Below are 24,941 nucleotides of genomic sequence, written 5' to 3'. Positions count from 1 at the left end.
GAGCTACCACAGCATGAATCACCATGGTGGTGATCGTGATCATGGTGATGCTCATGAGCGTGATCATGTGTATGATCATGTGTGTAGTCATGCGTGTGGTCATGCGTGTGGTCATGCGTGTGGTCATGCGTGTGATCGTGTGTGTGGTCATGAACATGCTTTTTATCCTGATTTTGCGTACCTTCGCATCCCTGACTATGATGTAAGTCCTTTTTATTACCTCCGTTGTTGCAACAAGATGAATTAGAAGACATTAGAGATCATACTCCTTAATACCTGTTAATATATGATTATATGTTCATGTATTAATTTCATCATATGTCGATCTCCTTATTCTGTCAATCGTCAATAACCCAACAAAATGACTTTAATAAGATAAATAAAAAAAGGGGTTCCGTGATGGAATTCCCTTTTTGTCTGAGGAGGAACGCCCTCCTCGGCTGGAAGTGATGCGGTATTATCGTTCTGATGTATTGAGACAGCAATTGAACATTCTAACCTATCATCAGGTTACGCAAGTAGAACGTTACTTCGATCATTTCCGCGTCTATTGCTGTAATCATCACGGTCAAGATCCGAAACCTGATGATGGACGACTTCATGGGCTTGATATTGCTAAATCTCTTGCAGCACTCCGTACATAATCTCATGATTATTTAGAAAAAATCCTCTACGCAATAGGAAATACGCAGAGGATTTTTTTGCACCTTACGCAACATTCAAAATGCCTCGAAAGAGCTATCAAGCATTTTAATTTCGCCAAGATGCTTTTTGCAGTCTGCTCGCATTTGTAACGACAGATACGGAGCTTAGCGCCATAGCCGTTCCAGCGATCCATGGTGTCAACAGCCCCATGAACGCAAGCGGTATAGCCAAGACATTGTACATTAAAGCAAAAATTAAGTTTTGACGAATATTGCGCATGATCTTACGGCTCATCACCACGGCATCCGCAACGCCTCCCAAATCGCTATGAAGCAAATTGACATCCGCTGCGTCCTTGGCGATCTCTGAACCGGTACCAACAGCAATACCAATATCTGCAGCTGCTAAAGCAGGGGCATCATTCACACCATCACCGACCATAGCCACACGTCTCCCTTTTTGCTGCAGTGATCTTACCAAATGAACCTTATCCTGAGGCAGCATTTCCGAATATATCGTTGTTATGCCAGCTCTTTCAGCTATCGCTTTAGCTGTTTTACGGTGATCGCCGGTTACCATAGCCACAACAATCCCCATTTTTTTCAACCTTCGCAGAGCTTGAGGTGTAGAGGCTTTTAATGTATCCATGAGTGCGATTACACCCGCAGGCACACCGTCCACAGCTGCAAATAGCATCGTCTTGCCTTCCCTCTCTAACTGTTCTGTTACGTGCGTAAACCTCTGAATGGATATCTCAGCCTGATTCATAAAAGCTTTAGAACCGATAAGAATCTCATGTTCATCTACTCGCGCCTTCACACCCAGACCTGTTATTGCTTGTGAGGAGGATGTCTCTTTAACCTGAAGTCCGCGCCGAGCGGCTTCCTTCATAATCGCTTTCGCATAAGGGTGTTCGATGCCATTCTCAGCAGCAGCAAGCATGCGAAGAAGACGATGCTCCTGGCCCGGGTCCGTGATGACGTCTGTCACACGGGGAGTTCCATGGGTAAGCGTTCCTGTTTTATCCATTAAAATGATGTCGATTTGCTGCAATTGTTCCACATACTTGCCTTCTTTAAATAAAATGCCCGACTCCAGAGCACGGCTTGTGCCCACCAGTATTGAAGTTGGCGTCGCCAATCCTAAAGCGCAAGGGCACGCAATTACAAGCACTGCTATCGCTTTGAATAACGCCTCTTTGATATCCCCCGGAGTAAGCCATAGAGACCATATACACAATGTCAGCAAGGCAAGCACCAAAACAGCAGGAACGAACACAGCGGCAATTCGATCTACATAACGTCCGATCTCAGCCTTCGAGCCTTGAGCTTCCTCCATCAAATGGATCATCTTGCCGAGCGCAGTTTGAGATCCCAGAGCAGTCACTTGCATCGTAATGGCTTCATCTCTTATAACAGAACCACCTATCAGGCAATCGTATTGACGTTTCTCGACAGGTACCGATTCCCCCGTAATGAATGCTTCATCAACAGCTGACCGGCCACGAATAACTCGTCCATCCGCAGGAACAATCTCACCTGGCAGGATGAGAAGCATATCCCCAATGTTGACGTCTTTTATCGATATGACTTCTGACTGCCTCTCATTTCTGATGATTGTGACCGTTTGCGGACTTAAGCGGCGCAGTCGATGAATAGTCTTCATACTTCTTTCTTTCGCAGAAGCTTCCAACCACTTACCAAGCAGCACTGCAGTAATAATCATGGCGCTTGTCTCAAAATAGACCGCATGCGGGTCTGCTCCTCCCGAACGAAGCATATGTATTGTCATGTAATGGCTATACAAGTAAGCACAAGTCGTACTAAGAACGATAAGAACATCCATATTCGCACTTTTATTTTTTATTGCCTTCCACGCGTTAAAATAAAATGGAGCACCTATTGCAAATTGAACCGGCGTAGCAAGCAGCCACTGGAACCATGGTTCCAGAAATAGATCAGGAATCCATATGCTCGATGTCATGGTATAATGACGAACCATTGCCCACAAAAGAGGAAGTGTTAATAACGCCGAAATCACTAGTTTTGCTCCCAGGCCAAATATCGCTTGCTGAGAATCACTCGCTTCTTCAAAGCTTCTAGCCGAATATCCCAGTTTCTCAATACGCTCAATAATTTCCCCTTTCAACTCTGTACCTGCGTCCAGCACTAATGCCGCACTTCCCATTGGTAAATTGACAGCAATTTCATGAACACCTGCCATTTTGCCAATCACTTTCTCAATACGCGCAGAGCAGGCTGCACATGTCATACCCTCTATTTGCAGGTTTATTTTTTGAAACGTTACTTGTTCGTTCAAGCTCTACACCTCCGATATGAATCTGATCACTTACTTGCAACTATATGGGGTGTGATTCAAAATCATGCTAGACTCGTTAAAACTTTTCATATTGAGGTATGGTATAAATATCATAAAATGGGCAAGAAAAAAATCGTTTCATCCCTAAAAAGGTTGAAACGATCTTTTTTATTCGCCATTTATAATAGATGGAGATTTCAACTGTTCCATCATTTCACCGTTATTGTCCCATAGTACATATACATACCGCAGTGAAATTTATAGGTTCCGGGTTTTAAATCTTTTAATGTAAAGAAATTGTCCCCTTTTTCCAAATAGACATCCATTCCTAATTCAGGAGATGCTACACTTTTAATACAAGTCAAGCGGCTTTGTTTTTTGAAATTTAGCTTTATCGGCACACCTGCCTGAACCTCGATATTGGCAGGATAAAAGCCATCATCTTTCACATTTATCGTAACAACTTGAAATCCGTCTTGTTGCGTAACCGTGGGCTCTTCGGCTGATGACTCCGACTGCTGAAAATAAAATAAAGCAAAGATAAAAAGAGAAATCATAAGAACTCCCGAAATAAGACCTAATCTTGAGAATTTCGTCAAACGACTTTTCAAGCTAGTCCCCCCTTTCGAATCATAAAAAAAATCAACCTAGCCAGTGAATCCGGCAAGGTTGATTATACACCTGAACATGTAGTTAGATTGTGTCCTTTGTGCTAATAATATGAATGATTGATGAAAATTTAGTTTCAATCCGATGAACTACCTGCTTGATATTGCCTACCTCTACAGCTACACTTCTAACTGAGAAACGGAAGTACCCACATGAAGATTTTCTTCGGCATCTAACAGCTTATATAGAAGCAACATCGAAACCGCTAAGACAACATCCATGAAAACGATTGAAAGTGTCGGATAATCCGAAATTACCATAACTCCCAGCATCGCCCCCATCATGCCTGTCATTTTAGTTAAAACAGTTTTCTTAGTGCGTAAGTGAAGAATGAGAACGACCACTACAAGCAGGACGAAAATAAGAGAAGCAATACTTGTATTCACCGTTAAAGTAGAAGGCCCCATTTGAATCTCTGTCACTGAGTCCCCGTGTTCATGCGCGGCTGCTGGCAAACTGCGTGAACATACACTTATGATCAGGAATAAACCGCATATTTTCACATAAATCCCTTGAGTTAATCTTCTCAACCGTCTTCACCTCTTTACTTTTTGCAGTTTAGCCTCCTGATAAGCTTCTTTCAACTTTTCCGTCACAGCCAAGATAACCAAAAAAGGAGCAAAGATCATGCCGGCATAAAAATGCCAACTCCATATGGCTGCATATAAACTCTTGGCTCTCGTTGTTTATTGCGCTCCATTCACCATTTCAACACATGGATCACGCCCCTCCATTTCAGTCCAGCTCAGATTAACTGTCTAAAGTATACTTGAAAGCTGAAAGTTTGAAATGACTCATAAGGGCTATAGATGCAACTAAAAATGTTTTCCATAAGTTTGGATTTGTCGCTTTGATCCGATAACCGGGCAGCCTGTCAATCAATAAAAGGCATGAAAAAAGGGTATCCGATAGCCAGGAAATTGGCTTTTGGACACCCTCTTTTCATTTTCACGTCAAAACTAGATTATTTACTTGCAGGAGGCTGATAATCGCCAGGTACCATGCCCGTTGAAATCGCCATGCGATTCCAACTGTTAATGGCGTTAATTGCCATAATTAAATCAACGTATTGTTCCTCATCAAAATGTCTGCGAACTTGGTCATACAAATCATCCGGCACACCGGCATTTGAAATTCTGGTCACAGCTTCCGTTAGCGCCAATGCGGCACGCTCGGATGGTGTGTAAAACGGAGCTTCTCTCCATGCGTTGAGCAAATAAATACGCTGCTCTGTCTCTCCCATCGCACGTGCGTCTTTCGTATGCATATCCAGGCAGTAGGCGCAGCCATTAATTTGCGAGGCGCGAATTTTAATCAACTCCACCAGTTTGCTGTCAAGTCCACTCTTTTTCACGTAACCTTCCAATTTTAAAAGTGTTTGTAGAGACTCCGGCTGTACTTTCGTATAGTCCAATCTGATTTCCATGTGTTTGACACTCCTTCGTTTCATTATTTTTATAAAAATTATGGTGGGTTTCATTGATCTTACTCTTAGTCATATCATCGATAACTTTAATCGACGATTAACCTTGTCTATAATATATCTCTTTCGTTCATGGCTGTCAACCCACAATTCATCCCCGACAGTATCCGAAAAATGCCAAACCTCCCTATTTGACAAGGTTCCTAAATCCACCTAAGATGATGTATAATAACTTTTTTATATCTGAAAGCAGGTGTTTGCATGCAGTATAGTATTGGCGTTGAATATGGACTGCATTGCTTAGTATATTTAATCGATATTCCTCCTGATTCTACGATTGGGATTAAAGAACTTTCCGCTTTTCAAGGTATTTCCGAGACCTATCTTTCGAAGATTTTCAGCAAATTGACCAAGGCTGGTATCGTAAGCTCTGTCCCTGGGGTGAAAGGTGGCTATAAATTGGCCAAGTCTCCTTCGGATATTTCGTTTTGGGATGTAGTCGAAGCTGTTGAAGGAAAGGCGCCTATTTTCCAATGCAAAAACATAAAAGATAATAGTTATTTATGTACGAAGGACGAAGAGGTTGCAGCATGTACCAAAGCTACTCCCTGTACGATTAACATGGCGATGCTTGAGGCTGAGGATAGTATGCGCAATGTTCTGCGTAACAAATCGCTTACTTGGCTAAATGAGGAGCTTGATCGTGTGTTAACCCCTCAATCTCGCAAACAAACTCGTGAATATTTTGCTAATAGCAATCAGGACACCTGACATCTTTTGATGTTAGGTGTTTTTTTATACTGGAATAAAGAATTGACCAACCCCTCCTCCCCTTAACAATTTTTTAACAAAATAATGATGTAGAAATAATAATCGCCTGCTAAAATCAATAGAAAATACAAACAAAACAAATAAAAACAACATTTATTTTTATTTTTTTATTTTGTTGACCATTTGTTAAGGAGGCAGCGGGCTCAATGAGTTTTCTAAGTGATTTCGCACCATGGTTCTCGGTATTTTACTAGAGTAATTTCCGTTTATTCTGCTAGGCGTCGTGATTTCCGCTTTGCTGCAAACATTCATCAGTGATCAAACGCTGCAGCGATGGATACCGAAAAAAACAATTCCCGGCATCCTCTTTGGATGTCTGCTCGGCATCGTCTTTCCGCTTTGCGAATGCGGCATTATCCCTGTTGTGCACCGACTGATCCGCAAAGGCATGCCGCCATATATCGGTCTTGTCTTTATGATGGCCGGACCGATTATTAATCCCGTCGTGTTTACATCCACGTTCGTGGCCTTTCGCGCTCATCCGGAGATGGCATTGGCCCGCATGGTATTGGCGTTTGCCGCAGCGGCTATTATTGGGCTGTGGGCTGCCCGAGGTGTAAGCAATTCTGCGCTTCGCTTGCCAGTGAGCAACACGATTGAACAAGTCACTCCAATGAAAAAAAGCCCCAAACGCCCTCTCCCGGTCCAACCACCAAAAGCAGCAGCATGGACGAATAAATGGCATGAAACATTGGAACATGCCGCCATTGAAATGTTTGATGTTGGCAAATTTTTAGTTTTAGGCGCAACGATTACTGCTTTGCTCCAAACAGTTGTAAGCAAAAAATGGCTTCTGACATTAAGCGAGGGTGACTTCACTCCTCATTTGTTTATGATGGGGCTCTCCTACATTCTTTCCATCTGCTCCACCGCAGACGCCTTCGTCGGCGCAACGTTCATTCCAGGTTTCAGCCTCGGCTCTGTACTTGCCTTTCTCGTGTTTGGCGCTATGCTCGATATCAAAAGCACGATGATGCTGCTTAAAGTGTTCCGAATTAAAAACCGTCGTAACGGTTATGCTCATTTCTGCTGCAGTCGTTCTGCTAGGGTCCGGTCCACGTTCGCGCATCGAACAATTCGAGCTGCCGTTTTACTCGCCTTCGTTATTTTTATTGTGCAGATCAGCCGTTCCGATGCTTTGATTTATTATGTCGCACCAACCATGAATTTATGGGTGAAAAGTCTTGCTGTTGGCATGTATGTATTGGCTATGTATCAGCTTTATTTGGCAGTTCGAGTGATCCGCGCCAAGAATCCAACAGCGGCTGCGGCCTGTTCATGCTTATCATTGGTAGCCCGGCGTTATTACCATGTATGGAGTTCTGATCATCCCTCTGGTCCTTGCCTTTTCTTTTCCCAATGCGGTACTAGGCAGTCAGATGGCGGCCAAAAAAGGATTAAATTTCACCCCTTCGGGTATTCTAGTGAATAACAATTACGGCGATGCAAGCCCGAACTTAATTCCGAATGATAAGCTGCAATCGGATACAGGTCAGGTCTTTCCGTTTAATGAATACACCAAGCCATACGCCAAACGGGCTGCAGAGATGTACAAAGAACCTCTCATCGTGATTAACGATCATTTTTATATCGAATCACTGACGTCGCTGGATTTGTATCAAGATCAATTTGTGGGTAAAAAGGTGCAGATTAGCGGTTACGTATACCGTCTCGATACTATGAGCAAAAACCAGTTTGCCCTCGGCAGATTTTCCATGAGGTGCTGTGTCGCAGACTCCGTCCCGCTGGCGATCCTGGTGGAAGCCGATACCCCGGAACAATGGAAAAACGATATGTACGCAGTCGCGCTCGGCACCATAGAGAAACGACAATTAGACGGCAAAGACGTATTAACGATCGTGGCCAAAACAGTTGATACGCAAGATGCACCCACAAGTCCTTATGTGTATCAAAATCCATACTTTGGAACCTAAAGAAACGAGGCTATCCCAAAGGTCATCTAATGACCGAGGGATAGCCTCGTTTTTTGGACTTATGGAACCAGCCACAACATGTTAGTTCATGAATTTCTCAAATTGCAGCAATCGTTTCAGGATAACCGCCGCTTGTGCGCGTGTCGCCTTCTCTCCCGGCATGAAACTGGCATTGGTGATGCCGTTCATAATGCCAGCATGCAAAGCTCGGGCAACCGCGTCTTTGGCCCATCCATTCATCGACTTCTCATCATCGAATGCTTGTAGTCCTTTGACATCCGCTATCCCACTGTTACCTGCCAGTGCCATGGCTCGAGCAATCATTACCGCCATTTGTTCACGTGTAAGGTTGGCATTAGGGCTGAACGTCCCATCTTCAAATCCTTCTACCAAGCCGGCTTTCACAGCTGCCCCTACCGCTCCGGAATACCAATCGGATTCCTTCACATCAGTAAATTTTCCAAGGCTTGTCTCGGTCAATCCAAGTCCACGTACCAAAAGTACTGCAAATTCCGCACGCGTAATTTGATTTTCAGGGAATAGTCAGCAACAGAGCGACAATGACACTTACACAAAAAAAGCCGACCTCCGTAGAGGTCAGCTTACTCCTGTACGCTGCATGACAGCAGCTATTACTTTTCCGATGTAATTCTCATCGCATCGCGTTGCGCAATCAAGCACAGCTCCGCCGCTTTGAAAGCGTGCTCCTGTGTCATCGCATTTTCTGTACGGTGCAAGCAGTCCAGGATCAGCTGGCCGAAGTAAGGGTAGCCAACCTGGCCATTCACTGCAAAATGCTGCTCGCCATCCCCGTTCACAAGATACACATGATTGCTTGTCTGCTCTCTGGCAATATCCACATATTTGCGAAGCTCAATATAACCTTCTGTGCCGAGAATCGTCATGCGGCCATCGCCCCACGTGCTTAAGCCATCCGGCGTAAACCAGTCTACCCGGAAATAACCTGTCGCCCCATTATCTCCAACCAATGTCGCGTCGCCGAAATCTTCAAACGTCGGATACTGCGGGTAGTTATAGTTTGCGATTTTACTATGTACGACCTTGGCATCCTTCGCGCCTGTGAACTGAAGGAATTGTTCAATTTGATGGCTTCCGATGTCGCACAAAATTCCGCCAAACTTCTCTTTCTCGAAGAACCAGTCCGGTCTGCTCGACAAGTTGATGCGGTGCGGTCCAAGACCGATTACCTGCAGCACACGTCCGATTGCGCCCTGCTTGATTAGCTGCTCCGCAAAGATGGAGCTTTCTGAATGAAGACGTTCGCTGTAGTAAACGGCATACTTTTGCTTCGTCTCAGCAACTTTCGCGCGTGCCGCTTCCAACTGCTCCAATGTCGTGAATGGCGCTTTGTCTGTAAAATAATCTTTGCCGCTGTCCATGACCTTCAGGCCAAGCGGTCCGCGATCGCTAGGAATCGCCGCTGCGGCAACCAGCTTGACTTCGCTGTCTTGAAGGATCTCCTCCAAGGAGCTGGCAACACGAACACCCGGGAATTTGCTTACAAATGTATCTACTTTCTTAGGATCCGGGTCATACACCCATTTCAACTCGCCGCCCGCTTCGCGAAGCCCGTTGCACATCCCGTAGATATGACCGTGATCCAGCGCTGCTGCTGCAAATATAAACTCGCCAGGTTGACAAACGGAGTTAAATGTACCGACTGGTGCGTAATTCATGCCATCGCTTTTTTGCATCGTATATAGTCCCCTATCATTTATGAATTATCGCTGCATTGGTTCTTGTTGACCCTCTAAGCTTAACAAGATGGGGAGATGAAATGTGACTCTATGTTGTGAAAAAATGATACTACTTTGCGGTTCATCGCTGAATAACCTTCCGAGAACACAGCTAGTACCATTCATGCATAAAAAATAACCCACGCAGGCGTCTCCTGCCGTGGGCCGAGTGAACTAGTGAACTACTCGTAATTAAAATTTACAAATACAACGAGTGATAATGACAAGCAAAATGAACAGAACAAGAATGCTGCCTACGTTGTTGTTAGGGTATGCACAAACTTTGGCTACTGGCGCTGCGGCAACCGGTTTTGGGAATACAAACGAAGTTTGTTGGTACGAAGCGTGCAGGTGGATGTCATTGTGAACTGGTTTGTGGTGCATAATAGGCGCTGGCGCCGGTGCGACTGGCATTGGCATTGGCATCGGCATCGGGGCTGGCATTGGCATTGGAGCTGGCATCGGTGCAATTGGATACGTTGGTTTTACAAACTCCATGGATGGAGCACCTCCTTAGAATATTGAAGCTTTAACATTAGGTTGTTATCGTTAGGGTTGGGTGAATAGCTTACAACATCAGTCTATGGGGGAGCACCTACCACGAACACGGTAAACACCCAGATCACCCAAAAATGGTTACGTATCATGGGCGAACGAGCCTCCTGCATCAGTCCGCTTGTACCTGGGTAATACGCAGAGGTAGAACAAAAAAAACAGCGGTCAGGAACACACTCCCGACTCGCTGTTTCTTCTACACATATGGATTATTCTCTTTTTCGAAGCCAATCGTTGTTTTACCGCCATGCCCCGGATAGACGATCGTATCGTCTTCAAGGAGGAAGAGCTTATCCTGGATAGAATCCAGCAGCTCATTGTTATCTCCACCAGGCAGATCCGTCCGGCCTACCGACAGTTTAAACAGAACATCCCCGCTAAACAAATGTTTATCGTATAAGAAGCTCACGCTTCCCGGGGAATGACCGGGTGTATGGAACACTTTGAACTGAATGCCCAGAAACTCCAAAGTTTGCCCTTCGTCCAGCGCATACTCGGCCGGCTCGGTCTCAATAAGGACGCCCAGCTCAGGCCAGCGAGTGGAACCGTTTTTCTTCGGATTCATCAGCCAGTCGGCTTCCAGATCGTGTATGTAAACGGGACACTTTTTCAGCTTGCGAATTTCATCAACGCCGCCAATATGATCGAAATGCGCATGCGTCAAAAGAATCGCTTCAATCTCTAAATCAGCAATCTTTTTGATCAGCGACTTCGGGTTCATACCTGGATCAATAATAATCCCCTTTTTCGTCTCCGGATCTGACAATAAATATGCATTAGTACTAACTGGTCCTAAAACAAATGTTTCTATGTTAATCATATGCCCTCACCTTAGCATTCGCTTAGAACGACTCGATTAAGTCACGAAGTTCCTTCACGATAACAGCGTGGTACCCGTTACCTTCGCCATATTGACGACCCATTTCGGCTCTGGCTACTTGAATTTTCTCGTTATAATCCGGCGCTTCGCGATCTGGATTTTCTTTTTTGAACTGCGTCATGACCGCTTGAACCTTTTTCGGGCGTGGACCCCAATGTCCAAGGACAAAACCGCCAGTATCTGTAAACGCAACGATTGGAATCGAACGGCCGCCACCTGTCAGGAACTGATCGATTACGTCGTAGTTTTGTTCCATAATCAACACTTCTACAGGCACACCGCTGTTTTCCAGCGCTTTAAACACGACAGGTACGTTGCGAACAACATCGCCGCACCAATCCGCAGCAATAATAACACAGCGCAGATCGTCACGGTTATTTAGAGATTCGAAATATTCCTTATCCTCTTCATTGTCCCATGCAAATCCGTTGTAATACTCCAAAAATTTCTCTTGATTTTTCTCCATGCTGTCAATGAATTGCTGTGGTTTCAAGCCTGTGCGCAATTTGCTTGCAAGATTCGTACTCATCGCTACCCATCCTCCTAAAATAGGGATCATTGAAAGTCGATCAAAGTCCCGCCATTTTCGTGATTCTTCCTTATTATTGTAACAAATTGAATCGAATGCGCAAATCCAGATCGCTAAACTTTCGCTTTTCTTTTCAAATAAAGTTGGTATCCCACATACAAGAGTGTTAAAACAATCGCTGCAATAATTAAAGGTTTAATGTACGGCCCTGCGATTTCATCAATCGTTTCCCAATTGTCTTTGAGCTTCATCCCCAAGTAAACATAGAGAAAGGAATACGGAATTAGTGCTAAACCTGTGTACAGTGTAAATTTGCCAAGCGGCATTTTGGCCATGCCACCCGGAAGAGATATCGCGTGACGGACGATGGGGATGAATCTGGCTGTGAAAATCATGCCCGTACCGTAGCGGTTGAACCACGCTTCAGCAACATCGATATGATGCTTGCTGATCAGCAAGTATTTGCCGTACTTCTCCAGGAAAGGTCTGCCACCGTAGCGTCCGATCCAATAAAGCACGATTTGGGCTAGTGTCCCGCCGATTACCGCGCAAACAATGGCACCATAGAAATTAATCTCACCTTTGGATACCAGGTAGCCCGCATAGGCAAGAAGCAGCTCGTTCGGAATCACTTCCAGCATCAATCCGAGGAAAATTCCCCAATACCCAAGCCCTTCCAAGTAAAGCAAAACATTGTGAATCAACTCACCCATTCATGAACCCTCTCTCCCTCTATAATCCATCCGATTTCTACCCTCCATTCTAACACAGACGGGCTCTCATCAACCAGTTTCACCCACTTATTGCCCGGTAAAATAGGAAAGAATATTCATGTGCTGACAAGCCTCTGCATAAAATGTACAAGTATGTTTGTACAGGAGGCGGGCCCTATGTCCCAAGTATGGATTGTTAAGCGCAAGCATCTCTATCTGGCAGCCGTCATCTTGCTGCTGCTTCTCTCAGGCGTTCTCTACATGAATCGAGGCAAAATCGTCCCCACATTGGCCGAGCCTACGCCTGAAAGAACCATTCACATGGTTGTAGGGGAATTCAAATCAACCACCAAAGATGGCAAAACGATTGAAGCGTACCGCTGGGATCCCGGCACCGTAGTCATTCAGAAAGGTGAACGAATCAAACTCAGCATTTACGGCGTCAACGGCGATAGCCACCCTTTTCTCATTGAAGGGCTTAACATTAGCGGTGAAGTCAAAAAAGGAAAAGAGACCATCGTTCATTTCACTGCCGATCAGGAAGGTACGTACCGCATTATTTGTATGACACATGCCGATATCGCTCATAACGGACCTATGATTGGCTACCTGGTAGTTGATTAACGAACTTTAACGGCTGTGCCACTCAACTTGGGCTCCTTAGCTCTTTGTCGCGAGTGGCTCCAAGCCCACTCCATGCATACACATAGCATAGAGGAGTGTGGATGCAGTCATGATCAATAACAAACAAGGCGAAAAACATAAACAGCAATTCCCCAATGCCCGAAGCATTCGGAGGGCTTGCAGCAAGGAATTATACCGGACTGTGAAACGGTTAAAAATATGGCTCTCCCCCGAGCAAATAAAAGAGGCTGAGGAGCTGTATGTGAAAAAGGTGATGCTCAATCTCCCCTTCATCGTGGAGAACGGCTCAAACCGCAAAGCGCTCTCCGATTGGTTTGACATCAACGTAGGACCTGAAATTGCTCCCATATGGAAGGTTGAGTTGGCGGTTCTAAACCAAGCTTTTCGCGATGCATTCGGCGGTTGAAACAAGAAAAAGAAGGTCATGGGTATGTCAGACATACGCCATGGCCTTCTTTTTTTATAGATATGCTTAGGAGAACTCAGGCAGCCAGCTGCCATGCGCTTCTATCAACTCATCGCACATTGCGACGATGTCGTCCATCGACAACTCAGCTGACGTATGCGGATCAAGCATCGCTGCGTGATAAATATGATCACGCTTGCGTGTAATGGCTGCTTCAATCGTCAATAGCTGCGTATTGATGTTCGTGCGATTGAGCGCTGCGAGCTGTGGCGGCAGATCCCCAACGTAAGTTGGTGTAACCCCGTTGCGGTCAACCAAACAAGGTACTTCCACGCACGCTTCGCGCGGCAAATTCGTAATTAAGCCGGTATTCATGACGTTGCCGCCGATTTTGAACGGAACATCCGTTTCAATGGCTTCGAAAATGTAGGAAGCATACTCATGGGAACGCTCATGCGTCAAATTCGCATCGTTCACGAGATCCTCGCGCATTTGCTTCCAGCGGCTGATCTGGTTGACGCAGCGGCGCGGGTACTCGTCAAGCGGAATATTGAAGCGGTCGATTAGCTCCGGATAATTCCGTTTAATGAAGTACGGATGATATTCCGCATTGTGCTCGGAGGATTCCGTAATGTAATGGCCGAATTTCAGCATCATTTCGAAACGGACCATATCCTTGTGCTTTTCTTTTTGCTTCTCGATCGCCCGTTTCTTGATTTCCGGGTACAGATCGACGCCATCCTTCGTTACCTCAAGCAGCCAAGCCATATGGTTGATGCCTGCAATTTTGGCTTTGACGCCTTCCTTTTCCAGGCCAAGGCTCTTGAACAGCTCAGGAATACAGGCCTGTACACTGTGACAAAGGCCGACAGTACGTACGCCTCCGTATGTGTTCATCACATTTGTTAAAACAGCCATTGGATTCGTGTAGTTTAGGAACAAGGCATCCGGGCACACTTCACGAATATCCGCTGCAAAATCAAGCATAACGGGAATCGTCCGTAGATTTCTGAAAATGCCGCCAATTCCGACTGTATCTGCGATCGTTTGTCGCAAGCCATACTTTTTCGGGATTTCAAAATCCGTAATCGTACATGGATCATAGCCACCTACTTGAATGGCATTTACGACATATTTTGCACCTCTTAAAGCTTCTTTGCGGTCTGTATACGATTTAATAACGGACGTACTGCCGCTTGTTTTTTTGATATTATTCAGCATGTTGGCTGAGTCTTGCAGACGTTCGTGATCAATATCAAAGAGAGCGATTTCAAAGCCTTGCAGCGCGGGAGTCATCAAGCAATCTCCAAGCACGTTTTTCGCAAAAACAGTACTTCCGGCACCTAGAAAAGTAATTTTGGACATGTGTGAATACCCTCCAAATTGGTTGTCGTTTTCATATCTTCACTATAGCGCAGGAAGCATTGGAAGCATATGGATTGAACGAACTCCAATATGGACATTTGTAGTTTATTGAGGTACGCTTAAAACAAAAAATTCCGAGGTTTATATGAGTAGTGAGCATACCTATTTTACCGTCAGCATTAATCCGCATGAGAGCAATAGCGAACTTTCCGTGCTTTTTAGCGGAGAAGGCAAACCTATTGCCTTACACAATACAGGGCCAGGTGTCCACGATTACTACCTGGTCCACACCGTGCATTCCGGTAACGGTACTTTCGAGATGCACAACCGTACCTATCACTGCACAGCAGGCGACACATTTATCATCTACCCTGGCGAGCTGTTTCGGTATACGGCGGACGCCGAGAATCCATGGCATTATTCATGGGTCGCGTTCACGGGTCACGCTACGGGCATGATGCTCTCTCAGATCGGCGCTTCCCCGCAAAACGCCGTTATCTCAGGTAGCGTCCCCCGCTCCATGCGACACTACTACCGCCGAATCCGCTCCAGCTTTCAGCAGTCGATGTACCCGGCGCTGGAGGATATTGAAGCGGCCGGCTGGCTGCGGCTGCTGCTTCGCGAGCTTGGCCAGGCGGGCGCCCATCAGGCAAAGACCAAGCCGGCCACCGAGACGGAGATACAGCGGCAAGTCAGCCAGGCGGTCCGCTATCTGGAGCTCCAGTACACCCAAGTCGTCTCCATTGAGCAGCTCGCCCGCACGCTGGGTTATCACCGAACCTACTTGTGCAAAATGTTCAAACAAGCCACGGGCCTCGCCCCCATGCAGTACCTCTTCAAAATCCGTATGGAGCGCGCCAAGCAGCTTTTGGAAACGTCCATGACTATCGACCAGGTGGCCTCGTCTGTCGGCTTTAACGATGCGCTTTATTTCTCCAAGCAGTTTCATAAATGGAGCGGTAGTGCTCCTTCGGTGTACCGGAAGGAGCTGACGGGTAAGGGAGGCTAGACGGGGTACGTGGGGCGCGTGAGCCGTGCGGGAGCAAGCGTGAGAGCAGGGCCCGCGGGGGCACGAGCAACGTAGGGGCGTGAGCGGCGCGGGACGCGAACAACTCGGTGGTGACAGCGGCGACGGAGCGGCTAAAAACAACTCTGCCCCCTTTTCTGCGCGAAAAAGGGAACTACAGCGCGTTATTCGTTCCAAATTGCCGATATCGGCATAATTACGGAACTACAGGACCTTATTCGCCCAAAAAACCATCGATTTGGGCTAAAATGGATAAAATAACGGATCACAGTTCCCTCTGATTAGCCTTTGCCCCTGTAATTTCGAAAATAGAGGACCATAGTTCCTCTCGCTGGATTCCATTACACTAAAAAGGGCTATCCCCACGGTCATATCCTGACCTTTTGAGATAACCCTTATCGGTTTTAATTTTAGATGGAATTAATGCCGTTAATTAGCCACTGCAAACACGATAATAGGTATACCGGCTGTTTTAATGGTACTATTTCCAGTTATTCGTCGAATGCCAGCTGCAAAGAATCAATTAACGGGATTTTTTCCTGTTAACAACAGATCAGCAAACTGCCCATTGCCCATCGGAGGACAACGCCCTCTTAAATCTCAATGTCAACAATCAGGCTATCCTCACGGCCTACCTCGCGAATATATGCCGCAACCGCTTGGTGCTCCGGATTTGGGCCGTAAGCTTCAAGCGCAGCGCGATCCTCAAAACGAACCGACAAAACCACTTGGTATCCTTTATTTTTCTCTGAGAAGTTAATGCCTGCTTGAATATCGACAATCCCCGTCAGATGAGAACGAAGCGCTTTGAAGCGGTCTACGACTTCTTGAAGCTGCTCCTGCGTAGTTGTTTCTCCGAATTTTACAAGTACAATATGATCGATCATCGTACAAAACCTACTTTCCCCAAAACAATTTTGGCACATTAATATGTAACGTCTTTCATCATATCAGGAAGCGAGTGACTCGTCGATATCCACAGAGAATCTCACGGGTTTGAACACCGTCATAAGCCGGCGCACGCCCAGGATTAGCGCGCCGTCGCGAAAACAGTCCTCTACGTGCCTGCCAACTCGGCGATCCGATCGGATAATACCACGTGAGCACCTGCCTCGCCTTTTTGGGCGCAAGCGATTAACCCAGCAGCAATCTTGCTCGCTTGAATAGGGCGATAAGTCCGAAGCCCGCCAATCATAAGCGGAGAAATCACCCGTGAGACCAGGCTCCCCAACTGCTCGCCCACTCGGACTTCATCCCGATCCCCTAGAATCAGAGAAGGACGAAGCATATAGAGAGAGCGAAGGTTCAGGGCCCGCAGCCCCTGCTCGACATCACCTTTTACCCGATTATAAAAGATTGATGAAGCATGGTTCGCTCCCATCGCAGTTACGATAGCAAAGACTTCCGCCTTCCCTGCACCAGCAATTTCACCCAGCTTCATAGGAAATTCGAAATCTACTCTGCGAAATTGCTCTTGGGAGCCAGCTTTCTTAATCGTTGTCCCCAATGTGCAAAACACGTGAGCACCTTCCATAGCAGCCATAACAGATGGCCCTAGATCCGCATCTAATTGGCTGTAATCTGTTTTCACTTGGACGAGCTTTTCACTTCCCCGAAGATGACGGATTTGCATGTCCCTGCGAACAAGCGCAATAATTTTATCGTACCTAGGGTCCTCCAACAGCAGCCGAATCAATTCCCGGCCTACTAATCCTGTACCTCCCGCTACTATGGCCGTAACTCCCATACTGCTCCCCCTTCAACTCGCATCGATGACCGATCGACGCTACCCATTCCATGCCTACTCCAATGTCCATGCTGCCTGTCTCATACTTCCCAATCCTCGCGCAGAGTCTCATACAGCTTAATCAAGAACGCAGAAGCATCATCAGCAATGGCCGAATCCTGATCTAATTTTTCCGCAAAATAGTGCGCAATAGGCACAGCCAGCTCGGCCAACCTCGTGTCAGGCATGGTAGGCACTCTTTCAACCCAAGCCTGCAGCAGCTGCCAATCCTTAGCCGTAACTCCCTGCCTCGGAGCCTCCTCGATATGCAAAGCAATCTCCGGAAAATTCTTGCGAGCTATCGCTTTTTCAAGTTGTTTTCGCCGTTTTATCCGTTCAAATCGCGCTTCAATCACAACCAGGGTGCCAGCAACGATATCGCCGATCCGCTTATCCTTCGAGCTTAAGAAAATGCTGAGCATTCCCACAAAATAGAAAACAGGCATCACATCGAGCAAACGAAACAAATTGCGAATGATAATGGATAAAAGCGTTGCCGATTGACCGTTGTTTTGGATGACACGCAGGCCTAACCAACGTTTTCCCAGCGTTTGTCCACCCATAAAAGCTTCCGAACAAACGAAATAACCCAAGTTCAATACAATCCATAAAACGATGGTAATTGCCAAAAGATAATCCGCAAGGTTAGGCAGCCAACTGCCCGAATATAACCTGCTCACCAAAATAACGAACACGAACAACAGGACATTTACAAATATTAAAATAAGGCTATCTAGCAGATGTGCTGCCGCCCTGCTGCCAATTCCAGCAGTTTGAAATTGCAATTGCACCTGCTCAGGGGTGACGACTGTTACTTCTCTATCCAGAGACTCGTTCATAACATCTCCTTAATGTTGCATAATTATGGTAATTTAAGACTTTCCTATGATAAAATGAACAGATTACAGCAAACCTCAACCTACAACAGGTAGAATTAGCAAGAGCTAGTTGAACGCTTAGGAGGCTTTTATGGACATCTCGCGTTTTATCCGAGAACACAAATCCCAATGGACGGAGCTAGAGCAATTGCAGCTTCAGCTAGGGAAGAGAAAGCGCAGCCTGCAGGCCAGTCAGGTGAACAGGTTTACGGAGCTTTACAAAATGGCTTCAGCACACTTAGCCACGCTCCAAACCCACTTGCCTGCAGATGAAACAACCGTTTATCTAAATCATCTTGTCTCACAAGCGCACAATACAATGTATAAAGACAGCCTTACAAGCAGCACCCAAATGAAGGAGTTTTTCCTTCATTATTTCCCTTCGCTGATCCAAGCAAGAAGCCTATTCGTTGGCGTTGCTTTCGTTCTTTTTCTGCTGGGAGGCTTGCTCGGCTTCCTCTCAGTTTGGCATGATCCGCTGAATTTGGCCTTCATTATGCCAGGTGGCATGGCCGAAAACATCGATCCGTCCAAAACAGCGGATCCCCGGGGCGACCTGCATTCGCCGCTAATCTCGACGGCGATCATGACGAATAATATCCGAGTCGCGGTCCTCGCCTTCATCAGCGGCATCACGCTTGGCGTCGGAACTGTCTACCTGATGATCAGCAACGGCCTTCTTGTTGGTGCCTTGGCCGCCGTTTACATGCAATCCGGTAAAAGTTATGTATTCTGGGCGTACATTTTGCCGCACGGTATTATTGAACTTACCGCCATTTTCATAGCAGGTGGTGCCGGTTTGTACATGGGCTATCGCTTTTTCGTGCCGGGACCTTATCCGCGCAAGCTGCGTTTTCTGGAGTCGGCCAAGGAATCCGCCCAGCTCCTGATCGGCACGATTCCGCTGTTCATTATCGCGGGGCTCATCGAAGGTTACATTACCCCTTCCACGCTGCCACTTGAAATGAAATACATCATCGCCGGCGTTACTTTGCTGCTCCTCGCGTTATACTTCGTTTATGGCATCCGCAAACGTGCGAATAGCAGACAAATATTAACGCTATAAACGATCATTAGCTTTCAAATCCAAATAAGCATTAACGGCGCTAAGCGTCAGCTGGTCGGCGGGGACATCCATCACGGGAATGCCTCTGCCGGCCATTTCGTTTACATAGGCGTAACGATCCGTCGTAAACTTGTGGGCCATACTCATCTTATAAGCTTGCCGGCTATCTTCAGCCCGTACACGCGCCCATTGATGAATCAGCGGATCCTGGAGTGATAAAAGCAGTGCCTGATGGCTTCTGCGGAGCCGCTGCACATACGGCAGCATTTCTTGATTATATAGATAGCTCTCCATATCGGAAAATAAGACGACAAGCGAGCGCTTTTTCAGAAAACGCAGGATATGTGTAAATGCGATCTGTGTGCTGGATTCAACAAAATCCGTGCTTAAATCATACACCGCCTTCGTTAAAACTTGCAGATGAGGCAGCCCTTTTCCTGCGGGCACATACACTTTAACCTTGTTGGAGTAAGCAATTAACGCTACTTGATCTCCTTGTTTGAGTGCTACTGCAGCTAAAGTCAACGCAGCTTCCAGAGTCCGATCCAGCTTCACTTGCCCTTCCAGCTCAATCGCCATTTGCCTGCCGCAGTCCAGCACAATGGTGACAATCTTCCCTTTTTCCGGTTGAAAAAGATTCGTCATCAGCTTCGTCGAACGCGCCGACGCTTTCCAATTGATAAGCCGGACGTCGTCCCCCTGCACATAGTCCCGAATATAGTGGAATTCGGAGCCGCTGCGCTGCTTTTTGAATACACGATGGCCCTCCAAAATTAAAACGTCCTGAACGGCGTTAAGCACACCCCGCACCTGTGACAAATCCGGATAAATCTCAATGGTGTTTTGGGAGTTCAGAAGCACCTGCTTTTTCCAGAGCCCCATGCCTCCAAAATAACGCAGAACCACGTTTTCAAAAATATACCGACCTCTTTCAGTAGCCGTCACCGTATAACCAAAAGTAATTGATTTCCCCGCAATAGAACCGCTTAATTGGCTGCTTTCCAGTTGAAAGGTGTAGGGCATATGATCCACTAATTCAACGTGCATAATAGATCGCTCCAAACCCAAACTCTCAAGCTCTAGACTCACCTCAAAAGTGCTCCTCACATCCGCCTGTTCAGGGAGTGTTCGACGTATTTTCCAACTGCTGCGTTTGGGAAGCAGAAGAAGGTCGATTGCACTTAGTACCAGTAATAGCGCATTGAAGCTCCAAAAAACAGGCATAATCGCATCAAAAGGAGCTGCGATCAGCATCCCGGCTGCGCCAATTAGCACCAGAACAATGAGTTTTCGCGTGGGTAAAATGAAGTCGTGGAAGAAGGTTTTATCTAGGAACCGGAATAGAGCCGAGCGTTTCTTGAATGATTTGGTCACTCGTTCCGCCCTCCAGTTCCGCTTGCGGTGTCAGCAGCAGTCTGTGCCGCAGCGCAGGCCGCGCGACAAGCTTGATATCATCCGGCGTGACATAGGTCCGGCTATCCATGAGAGCCCAAGCTTTACTCGCCATCAGCACAGCGATTCCCGCTCGGGGACTAGCGCCCAGTTGAATCTTCTTGGACTCGCGGGTTTTGCGAATAAGCGTTGCGATGTAAGCGTATAAGGAGTCCTCTACCACGACATCGGCCAACTTCCGCTGCAGGTCAACGATCCGCTCCGGGGTCATGATTGCTTGAAGCGGTTCCTCTTGCTGTTGGTGAAAAGGCACATGTCCCCGAAGAATGGCGATCTCCGCTTCTTCGCCCGGGTAATCGAGCACCAGCTTAAACATGAATCGGTCGAGCTGTGCTTCCGGCAACGGGTACGTGCCTTCGTATTCGACGGGATTTTGGGTCGCTACGACAAGAAAAGGATTAGGCAGCTTGTACGTATTTCCCTGAATCGTCACCTGCCGCTCCTCCATCGCTTCCAGCAGCGCTGCCTGCGTCTTCGGTCCGGAACGGTTGATTTCATCAGCTAATAACACGTTCGCAAAAATCGGACCTTGAATCGTTGTAAACGAATGGTCCTGCATTTGGTAGATCACACTGCCTGTAATATCTGCAGGCATCAAATCCGGCGTAAATTGAATACGGCGGTATTCCCCGCCAGTTAATTCCGCGAGGGTACGCGCCATTCTCGTTTTCCCGAGACCAGGCACTCCCTCAAGGAGGACATGCCCTCCTGCTAATAAGGCGGTTGCAAGCAGTCTGGTGTTCAGCTTTTGGCCGAACACGCGCTGCTCCAAAGCTTGTATCAGTTCATTCATTGCGCTCACTCCTTCTCCAAGTAGGCGATCATTTCGCCCATCTCCCGCGTTCGCTGCACGAACGCTGTGGTGCTCACGCCGCCGCTCTCTGCTGGCGGCTCCGCCAGCAGGCGCACAAGCTGCGCCGCCTGCGCCTCCGACATGCGGCCGCGCGCAGCTTCCGCGGCTTGCAAAGCACTAGCGCTAGGGCTAAGCCCCCAGCGCTGATACAGCAGCTGCCGCAGGAACAGCTGCTGCTGCGCCAGCGCCTCGCGCCTGTAGCCGAGGCGCTCGTACCAAGCGGCGACGGCGTGCACGCCTTCGTCGCCGCGACGGACCGTCCACGCCCGGGGCGTGTGGACGGGGCCGAAGCGCTTGCCGCGCAGCCAGAGCCACAGCAGCAGCGCAAGACCAAGCTCAGCGCTTGCCAGCACGAGCCACGCGGGATACACGGCCAGCAGTCCGGGCTTCGTCCCGTAGCCGTGATGGGTCTCGTCGACCCACACGGCGTCCCAGGACTTCGCGAACAGCGGCCAGATTAATTCAAAATGGGACGCCTCATCAATCGTCCCATTCTGCATCCACGTCGGGGTCAGCACCATCGTAATGCTGCCCGCCCCTTCCTGCACGCGGCTGGCGAGCACGCCGCGCTCATCTTCGAACAGCGCAAGCCCGCTGCCCCCAGGCTGTAGCCGATAAGAGGTTTCGACTTTACCCGTCAGCGTCCCTTCCGCTGACATATAATCCGGCGAAACGCGAATCGTTGAGGCAACCTTCGCTTTTTGCTCTTGCTGCTCTTGCTTCACTTGCTTCTCTTGCTCACCCAACTTCCCCCGTGTCTCCTGCGCCCCACCGTCCACTCGAACCGTCTCCCAAGACGCCCAGCCTTGAGGTTCGCGATCAAAAATAATCGCATCATTCCCCGCCTGCACCCATTTCAAGAGATGCTCCCGATCCGATTTCGTCACGGCGGACGGCTCTACAGCGACTAGCAGCATCGATGTACCGCTAGGCAAATGCTTCCAGTCCAGTCTCCACTCCTTAACAGCAGACTGCTTAGTGGCAAGCAGTTCTTTCCAAGCCTTAGTACCATCTACATCTGCTGAAAAGGATAGATAAGGAGGTAAATCCGGCAGCTTCGGCTTCGCGAGCCAGTACCCCAGAGCAAAAAACAGCACAATGCTGACAGCTAGTCCCACATGGAGCTTATTCAGCCCTTTCGTCATCCCCGGTTACCTCCTTCCTGGCGATAACCCTGGCTACCTGCTCATACAACCAAGAAAACTGCTGCTCTGTTACGGCTTCTTTGCCGTACCAGACTCGTTCAAAAAGCAGCGAGCTCTCCTGGAACAAAGGAATTAACGATGAGGCTGTGCCTCTTAGCTCATCTGCATATTCCCAGTTTGTTTTCCATTTTTCAACACGAATCAGACGCGCATCTTCCATATAAAACAGAAACGACAGAAAGACGGAGCGCACTCCCTCTCTCCAATCGCCTACTCCCTTAAGCTCCGATGCTTGCTGCCAGTAATAGCGGTACGACCGGCTTACTTCACCTTGCGGTAAAAACGTTTCCGAACGGACCCGCTTTTGCCACACAATTTGTTTCAGGAACCAGTAGATCGCAAAAGCCGCAATACCCAACAACAGAATAGCTACCACTATAGTCAACCAGTCTGTCACCGATTCAGATACCTCAAAATGAGGCAGCCAGCTCCGTATTTTCTGAAGAATGGGTTCCAGCCATGTCAACAGCGAACCATTCTTTTTGACTTCATAGGCTGTGTATTCATCCTGTTTCAGGATTTGCAGCAATTGTTCTTTGTCATCCTGCAAAGAAATTACGAACCTATAACTCATTCTTTTTATCCAAATCAATAATAGGCATATAATGGGCTGAAGCGTCTGAGATTGTACTATCGATCATAGACTCTAAGCCCAAACCCTCATTTCGTACCCGCTGGTCAAAGAAACTGACCACATACGGCAGGAACCACAGCGACATAACCAGAATGGAAATCAAGCTTTGCAGCAGCTGCGCCCCTAGCCCCAACCCGAAAATAGCGGCAATCACGATCTGAACAACAGCTAGAAACAAGTACAAAATAATGCTGAGTACGATGTACATGCCAAATAAACGCCAAAAACTTTTACGCGACAACCTCCAGCTTCGGCCAATGCCAATTGATTCTTCTCCCAAAGCTACATAAGGTAGATAGTAACTCCAGCGAATCATAAAATAAGCAAACGTGAATAGCGCCCCCAGCCCAAGAATGGCAAAAAACACAATGGTAAACGCTAGCGCACCGCCACCAAACCCGCCTACCGAGCTTGAGAAGCTGCCGCCAACGGCAAAAATGACAGCAAAAATAATCATAATAACAGCTATTCCCATATAAAACCCAAACATAATGAGTCCGAATAAGAACGTACTGCCTGCCATCGGCCAAAAACGAGTGAATGATTTTTTTAATAATTGCCCTAACCCCGGCGTCTCTTCCCCATCGAAATTAGCTTTTACCAGATGAACAACCGATGCGATTGAAGCTGGCATAAGACCTAAAAACATAATCGGGATTAACACGAGCACGAATACGAGCATTTTCCACAGGTAACCCTCATCACGCAAAGCAGGATCGTTTTGCAGGAACGCAGAGTTCGGTCCGAACATATCCTGCAGCGAACCTCCATTACGAATTTGTTCAATAAAGGACCCCGAAGTTACCGCCGTTTCTTGAAAAGTCAGCAAGTGCTGCAGCAGATAAAAAGGGCCGTATAAAATTAGCATGATGAATGTTAATACGATGAAGTGTTTTCGATATAACTGGAAACTGCGGTCTAACAATCTTCCAATTCCCATTGGTCGTGCGCTTGCATTTTGCATGGTTACCTATAACCCCCCAAATGTTGGTAATTCTTTAACTCCCTGACTATTATACACTAATCCTGCAAAATTCTGACCACTAAATTGTATGAAAAAGCAGTTCGCCTCGGATTGCGCGGGGACCACGGGCACAAAAGAATAAAGCCGCGCTATCCCCTGATCCTGTAATTGCGATACTAACAATCGTGGAACTCCGTTCGCTGGCGTTGCACGCAACTACTCGGATAATTACTTGGTCAAATATGGATCAATAGCGGGAAGTAGAGGGAGTAATCGGCGTTAATCATAAGTAATTCAGCTAATTCAGCTAGGAAGCTTCTAAAGCGAGTCTCCATTAAGCTCCACCTCATCTGAAATAGATGGAAAACCTACAGCTAATCTGCGCTACTATGGGGCAGAAAACGA

At 47.2% G+C, this 24,941-nt stretch carries 29 protein-coding genes; 10 read left to right on the top strand and 19 right to left on the bottom strand.

Annotation, left to right across the window (positions count from 1 at the left end; all coding sequences use genetic code 11):
- Positions 1–77 precede the first annotated feature (77 nt).
- Together RQP52_RS33305 and RQP52_RS33300 are read left to right on the top strand one after the other, a co-directional pair.
- Positions 78–206, top strand: a complete 129-nt coding sequence (locus tag RQP52_RS33305; RefSeq protein ID WP_315955821.1) for a hypothetical protein — start codon at positions 78–80, stop codon at positions 204–206.
- Between the two features lie 240 nt (positions 207–446).
- Positions 447–644 carry a hypothetical protein gene (locus RQP52_RS33300; protein ID WP_315955820.1) on the top strand — a complete coding sequence of 66 codons (198 nt, stop codon included), beginning with the start codon at positions 447–449 and terminating at the stop codon, positions 642–644.
- Between the two features lie 106 nt (positions 645–750).
- Here the strand turns inward: RQP52_RS33300 and RQP52_RS33295 are convergent, their stop codons facing one another.
- From RQP52_RS33295 to RQP52_RS33280, 4 genes are all read right to left on the bottom strand, one after another.
- A complete protein-coding gene (locus RQP52_RS33295; RefSeq protein ID WP_315955819.1) occupies positions 751–2,964 on the bottom strand; it encodes a heavy metal translocating P-type ATPase in 2,214 nt (737 codons plus the stop codon).
- A gap of 209 nt (positions 2,965–3,173) precedes the next feature.
- The gene (locus tag RQP52_RS33290; protein ID WP_315955818.1) at positions 3,174–3,575 is read right to left on the bottom strand and encodes a cupredoxin domain-containing protein; all 402 of its coding nucleotides are present in this window, start codon (positions 3,573–3,575) and stop codon (positions 3,174–3,176) included.
- Between the two features lie 177 nt (positions 3,576–3,752).
- Positions 3,753–4,163, bottom strand: coding sequence for a hypothetical protein (locus RQP52_RS33285; RefSeq protein WP_315955817.1), 411 nt, complete (start codon positions 4,161–4,163; stop codon positions 3,753–3,755).
- Positions 4,164–4,597: 434 nt separating this feature from the next.
- Positions 4,598–5,059 carry a carboxymuconolactone decarboxylase family protein gene (locus RQP52_RS33280; protein WP_315955816.1) on the bottom strand — a complete coding sequence of 154 codons (462 nt, stop codon included), beginning with the start codon at positions 5,057–5,059 and terminating at the stop codon, positions 4,598–4,600.
- A 258-nt stretch (positions 5,060–5,317) separates the two neighbouring features.
- On the opposite strand from RQP52_RS33280, the gene RQP52_RS33275 reads away from it, so the two are divergent.
- From RQP52_RS33275 to RQP52_RS33265, 3 genes are all read left to right on the top strand, one after another.
- Positions 5,318–5,827 (top strand): Rrf2 family transcriptional regulator, encoded by a 510-nt coding sequence (locus RQP52_RS33275; RefSeq protein WP_315955815.1) that lies wholly within the window; start codon positions 5,318–5,320, stop codon positions 5,825–5,827.
- A gap of 268 nt (positions 5,828–6,095) precedes the next feature.
- Complete coding sequence (locus RQP52_RS33270; RefSeq protein ID WP_315955852.1) at positions 6,096–7,319, top strand: permease; 1,224 nt, start codon at positions 6,096–6,098, stop codon at positions 7,317–7,319.
- Complete coding sequence (locus RQP52_RS33265; RefSeq protein WP_315955851.1) at positions 7,210–7,821, top strand: TIGR03943 family putative permease subunit; 612 nt, start codon at positions 7,210–7,212, stop codon at positions 7,819–7,821. Before RQP52_RS33270 ends, RQP52_RS33265 begins: the two co-directional genes overlap by 110 nt.
- An 81-nt stretch (positions 7,822–7,902) precedes the next feature.
- On the opposite strand, the gene RQP52_RS33260 is transcribed toward RQP52_RS33265, so the two are convergent.
- From RQP52_RS33260 to RQP52_RS33235, 6 genes are all read right to left on the bottom strand, one after another.
- Positions 7,903–8,301 (bottom strand): S-layer homology domain-containing protein, encoded by a 399-nt coding sequence (locus RQP52_RS33260; RefSeq protein WP_315955814.1) that lies wholly within the window; start codon positions 8,299–8,301, stop codon positions 7,903–7,905.
- A 152-nt stretch (positions 8,302–8,453) separates the two neighbouring features.
- Positions 8,454–9,536, bottom strand: a complete 1,083-nt coding sequence (locus RQP52_RS33255; RefSeq protein ID WP_315955813.1) for a Gfo/Idh/MocA family protein — start codon at positions 9,534–9,536, stop codon at positions 8,454–8,456.
- 234 nt (positions 9,537–9,770) lie between these two features.
- Positions 9,771–10,076: a hypothetical protein gene (locus tag RQP52_RS33250; protein ID WP_157323918.1), complete on the bottom strand. Its 306-nt coding sequence runs from the start codon at positions 10,074–10,076 to the stop codon at positions 9,771–9,773.
- 253 nt (positions 10,077–10,329) lie between these two features.
- Positions 10,330–10,953 carry an MBL fold metallo-hydrolase gene (locus tag RQP52_RS33245; protein ID WP_315955812.1) on the bottom strand — a complete coding sequence of 208 codons (624 nt, stop codon included), beginning with the start codon at positions 10,951–10,953 and terminating at the stop codon, positions 10,330–10,332.
- Positions 10,954–10,975: 22 nt separating this feature from the next.
- Positions 10,976–11,542, bottom strand: coding sequence for a thioredoxin family protein (locus RQP52_RS33240; protein ID WP_315955811.1), 567 nt, complete (start codon positions 11,540–11,542; stop codon positions 10,976–10,978).
- A 113-nt stretch (positions 11,543–11,655) separates the two neighbouring features.
- Positions 11,656–12,255: a DedA family protein gene (locus tag RQP52_RS33235; RefSeq protein WP_127457989.1), complete on the bottom strand. Its 600-nt coding sequence runs from the start codon at positions 12,253–12,255 to the stop codon at positions 11,656–11,658.
- 261 nt (positions 12,256–12,516) lie between these two features.
- Here RQP52_RS33235 and RQP52_RS33230 point away from each other — a divergent pair, with 261 nt between their 5' ends.
- Positions 12,517–12,879, top strand: coding sequence for a cupredoxin domain-containing protein (locus RQP52_RS33230; RefSeq protein ID WP_379173117.1), 363 nt, complete (start codon positions 12,517–12,519; stop codon positions 12,877–12,879).
- 109 nt (positions 12,880–12,988) lie between these two features.
- Entirely contained in the window at positions 12,989–13,306 is a 318-nt protein-coding gene (locus tag RQP52_RS33225) for a dehydrogenase (RefSeq protein ID WP_127457991.1), read from the top strand.
- Positions 13,307–13,372: 66 nt separating this feature from the next.
- On the opposite strand, the gene melA is transcribed toward RQP52_RS33225, so the two are convergent.
- Positions 13,373–14,671, bottom strand: a complete 1,299-nt coding sequence (gene melA, locus RQP52_RS33220) for an alpha-glucosidase/alpha-galactosidase (protein ID WP_315955809.1) — start codon at positions 14,669–14,671, stop codon at positions 13,373–13,375.
- Between the two features lie 145 nt (positions 14,672–14,816).
- Between melA and RQP52_RS33215 the strand changes: the two genes are divergently transcribed.
- Both RQP52_RS33215 and RQP52_RS33210 read left to right on the top strand, forming a co-directional pair.
- The gene (locus RQP52_RS33215; RefSeq protein WP_315955808.1) at positions 14,817–15,680 is read left to right on the top strand and encodes an AraC family transcriptional regulator; all 864 of its coding nucleotides are present in this window, start codon (positions 14,817–14,819) and stop codon (positions 15,678–15,680) included.
- 79 nt (positions 15,681–15,759) lie between these two features.
- Positions 15,760–15,894, top strand: coding sequence for a hypothetical protein (locus RQP52_RS33210; RefSeq protein WP_315955807.1), 135 nt, complete (start codon positions 15,760–15,762; stop codon positions 15,892–15,894).
- A gap of 397 nt (positions 15,895–16,291) precedes the next feature.
- Here RQP52_RS33210 and RQP52_RS33205 read toward each other — a convergent pair whose 3' ends face one another.
- From RQP52_RS33205 to RQP52_RS33195, 3 genes are all read right to left on the bottom strand, one after another.
- Positions 16,292–16,585, bottom strand: a complete 294-nt coding sequence (locus tag RQP52_RS33205) for a Dabb family protein (protein ID WP_127457671.1) — start codon at positions 16,583–16,585, stop codon at positions 16,292–16,294.
- Positions 16,586–16,755: 170 nt separating this feature from the next.
- Positions 16,756–17,445 (bottom strand): NAD(P)H-binding protein, encoded by a 690-nt coding sequence (locus RQP52_RS33200; protein WP_315955806.1) that lies wholly within the window; start codon positions 17,443–17,445, stop codon positions 16,756–16,758.
- 80 nt (positions 17,446–17,525) lie between these two features.
- A complete protein-coding gene (locus RQP52_RS33195; protein ID WP_315955805.1) occupies positions 17,526–18,323 on the bottom strand; it encodes an RDD family protein in 798 nt (265 codons plus the stop codon).
- Between the two features lie 130 nt (positions 18,324–18,453).
- Between RQP52_RS33195 and RQP52_RS33190 the strand changes: the two genes are divergently transcribed.
- Positions 18,454–19,428, top strand: a complete 975-nt coding sequence (locus RQP52_RS33190; RefSeq protein WP_315955804.1) for a stage II sporulation protein M — start codon at positions 18,454–18,456, stop codon at positions 19,426–19,428.
- Here the strand turns inward: RQP52_RS33190 and RQP52_RS33185 are convergent.
- From RQP52_RS33185 to RQP52_RS33165, 5 genes are read right to left on the bottom strand one after another with little or no spacing between them, the layout of a single operon-like run.
- On the bottom strand, positions 19,423–20,802 hold the full coding sequence (locus RQP52_RS33185) for a DUF58 domain-containing protein (protein ID WP_315955803.1): 1,380 nt from the start codon (positions 20,800–20,802) through the stop codon (positions 19,423–19,425). The genes RQP52_RS33190 and RQP52_RS33185 overlap by 6 nt on opposite strands.
- Positions 20,753–21,673 carry an AAA family ATPase gene (locus RQP52_RS33180; RefSeq protein ID WP_315955802.1) on the bottom strand — a complete coding sequence of 307 codons (921 nt, stop codon included), beginning with the start codon at positions 21,671–21,673 and terminating at the stop codon, positions 20,753–20,755. The genes RQP52_RS33185 and RQP52_RS33180 overlap by 50 nt, the downstream gene beginning before the upstream one ends.
- A gap of 5 nt (positions 21,674–21,678) precedes the next feature.
- The gene (locus tag RQP52_RS33175) at positions 21,679–22,851 is read right to left on the bottom strand and encodes a DUF4350 domain-containing protein (RefSeq protein ID WP_315955801.1); all 1,173 of its coding nucleotides are present in this window, start codon (positions 22,849–22,851) and stop codon (positions 21,679–21,681) included.
- 7 nt (positions 22,852–22,858) lie between these two features.
- Positions 22,859–23,512 carry a DUF4129 domain-containing protein gene (locus RQP52_RS33170; RefSeq protein ID WP_315955800.1) on the bottom strand — a complete coding sequence of 218 codons (654 nt, stop codon included), beginning with the start codon at positions 23,510–23,512 and terminating at the stop codon, positions 22,859–22,861.
- On the bottom strand, positions 23,502–24,536 hold the full coding sequence (locus RQP52_RS33165; protein WP_315955799.1) for a hypothetical protein: 1,035 nt from the start codon (positions 24,534–24,536) through the stop codon (positions 23,502–23,504). The genes RQP52_RS33170 and RQP52_RS33165 overlap by 11 nt, the downstream gene beginning before the upstream one ends.
- Positions 24,537–24,941: the final 405 nt, after the last annotated feature.

Source organism: Paenibacillus violae (genome assembly GCF_032461945.1).
In the GTDB taxonomy this organism is placed as follows: Bacteria; Bacillota; Bacilli; order Paenibacillales; family NBRC-103111; genus Paenibacillus_E; species Paenibacillus_E violae.
The sequence above is the reverse complement of the archived record's forward strand: the minus strand, read 5'-3'. Positions and strand labels throughout refer to the sequence as shown.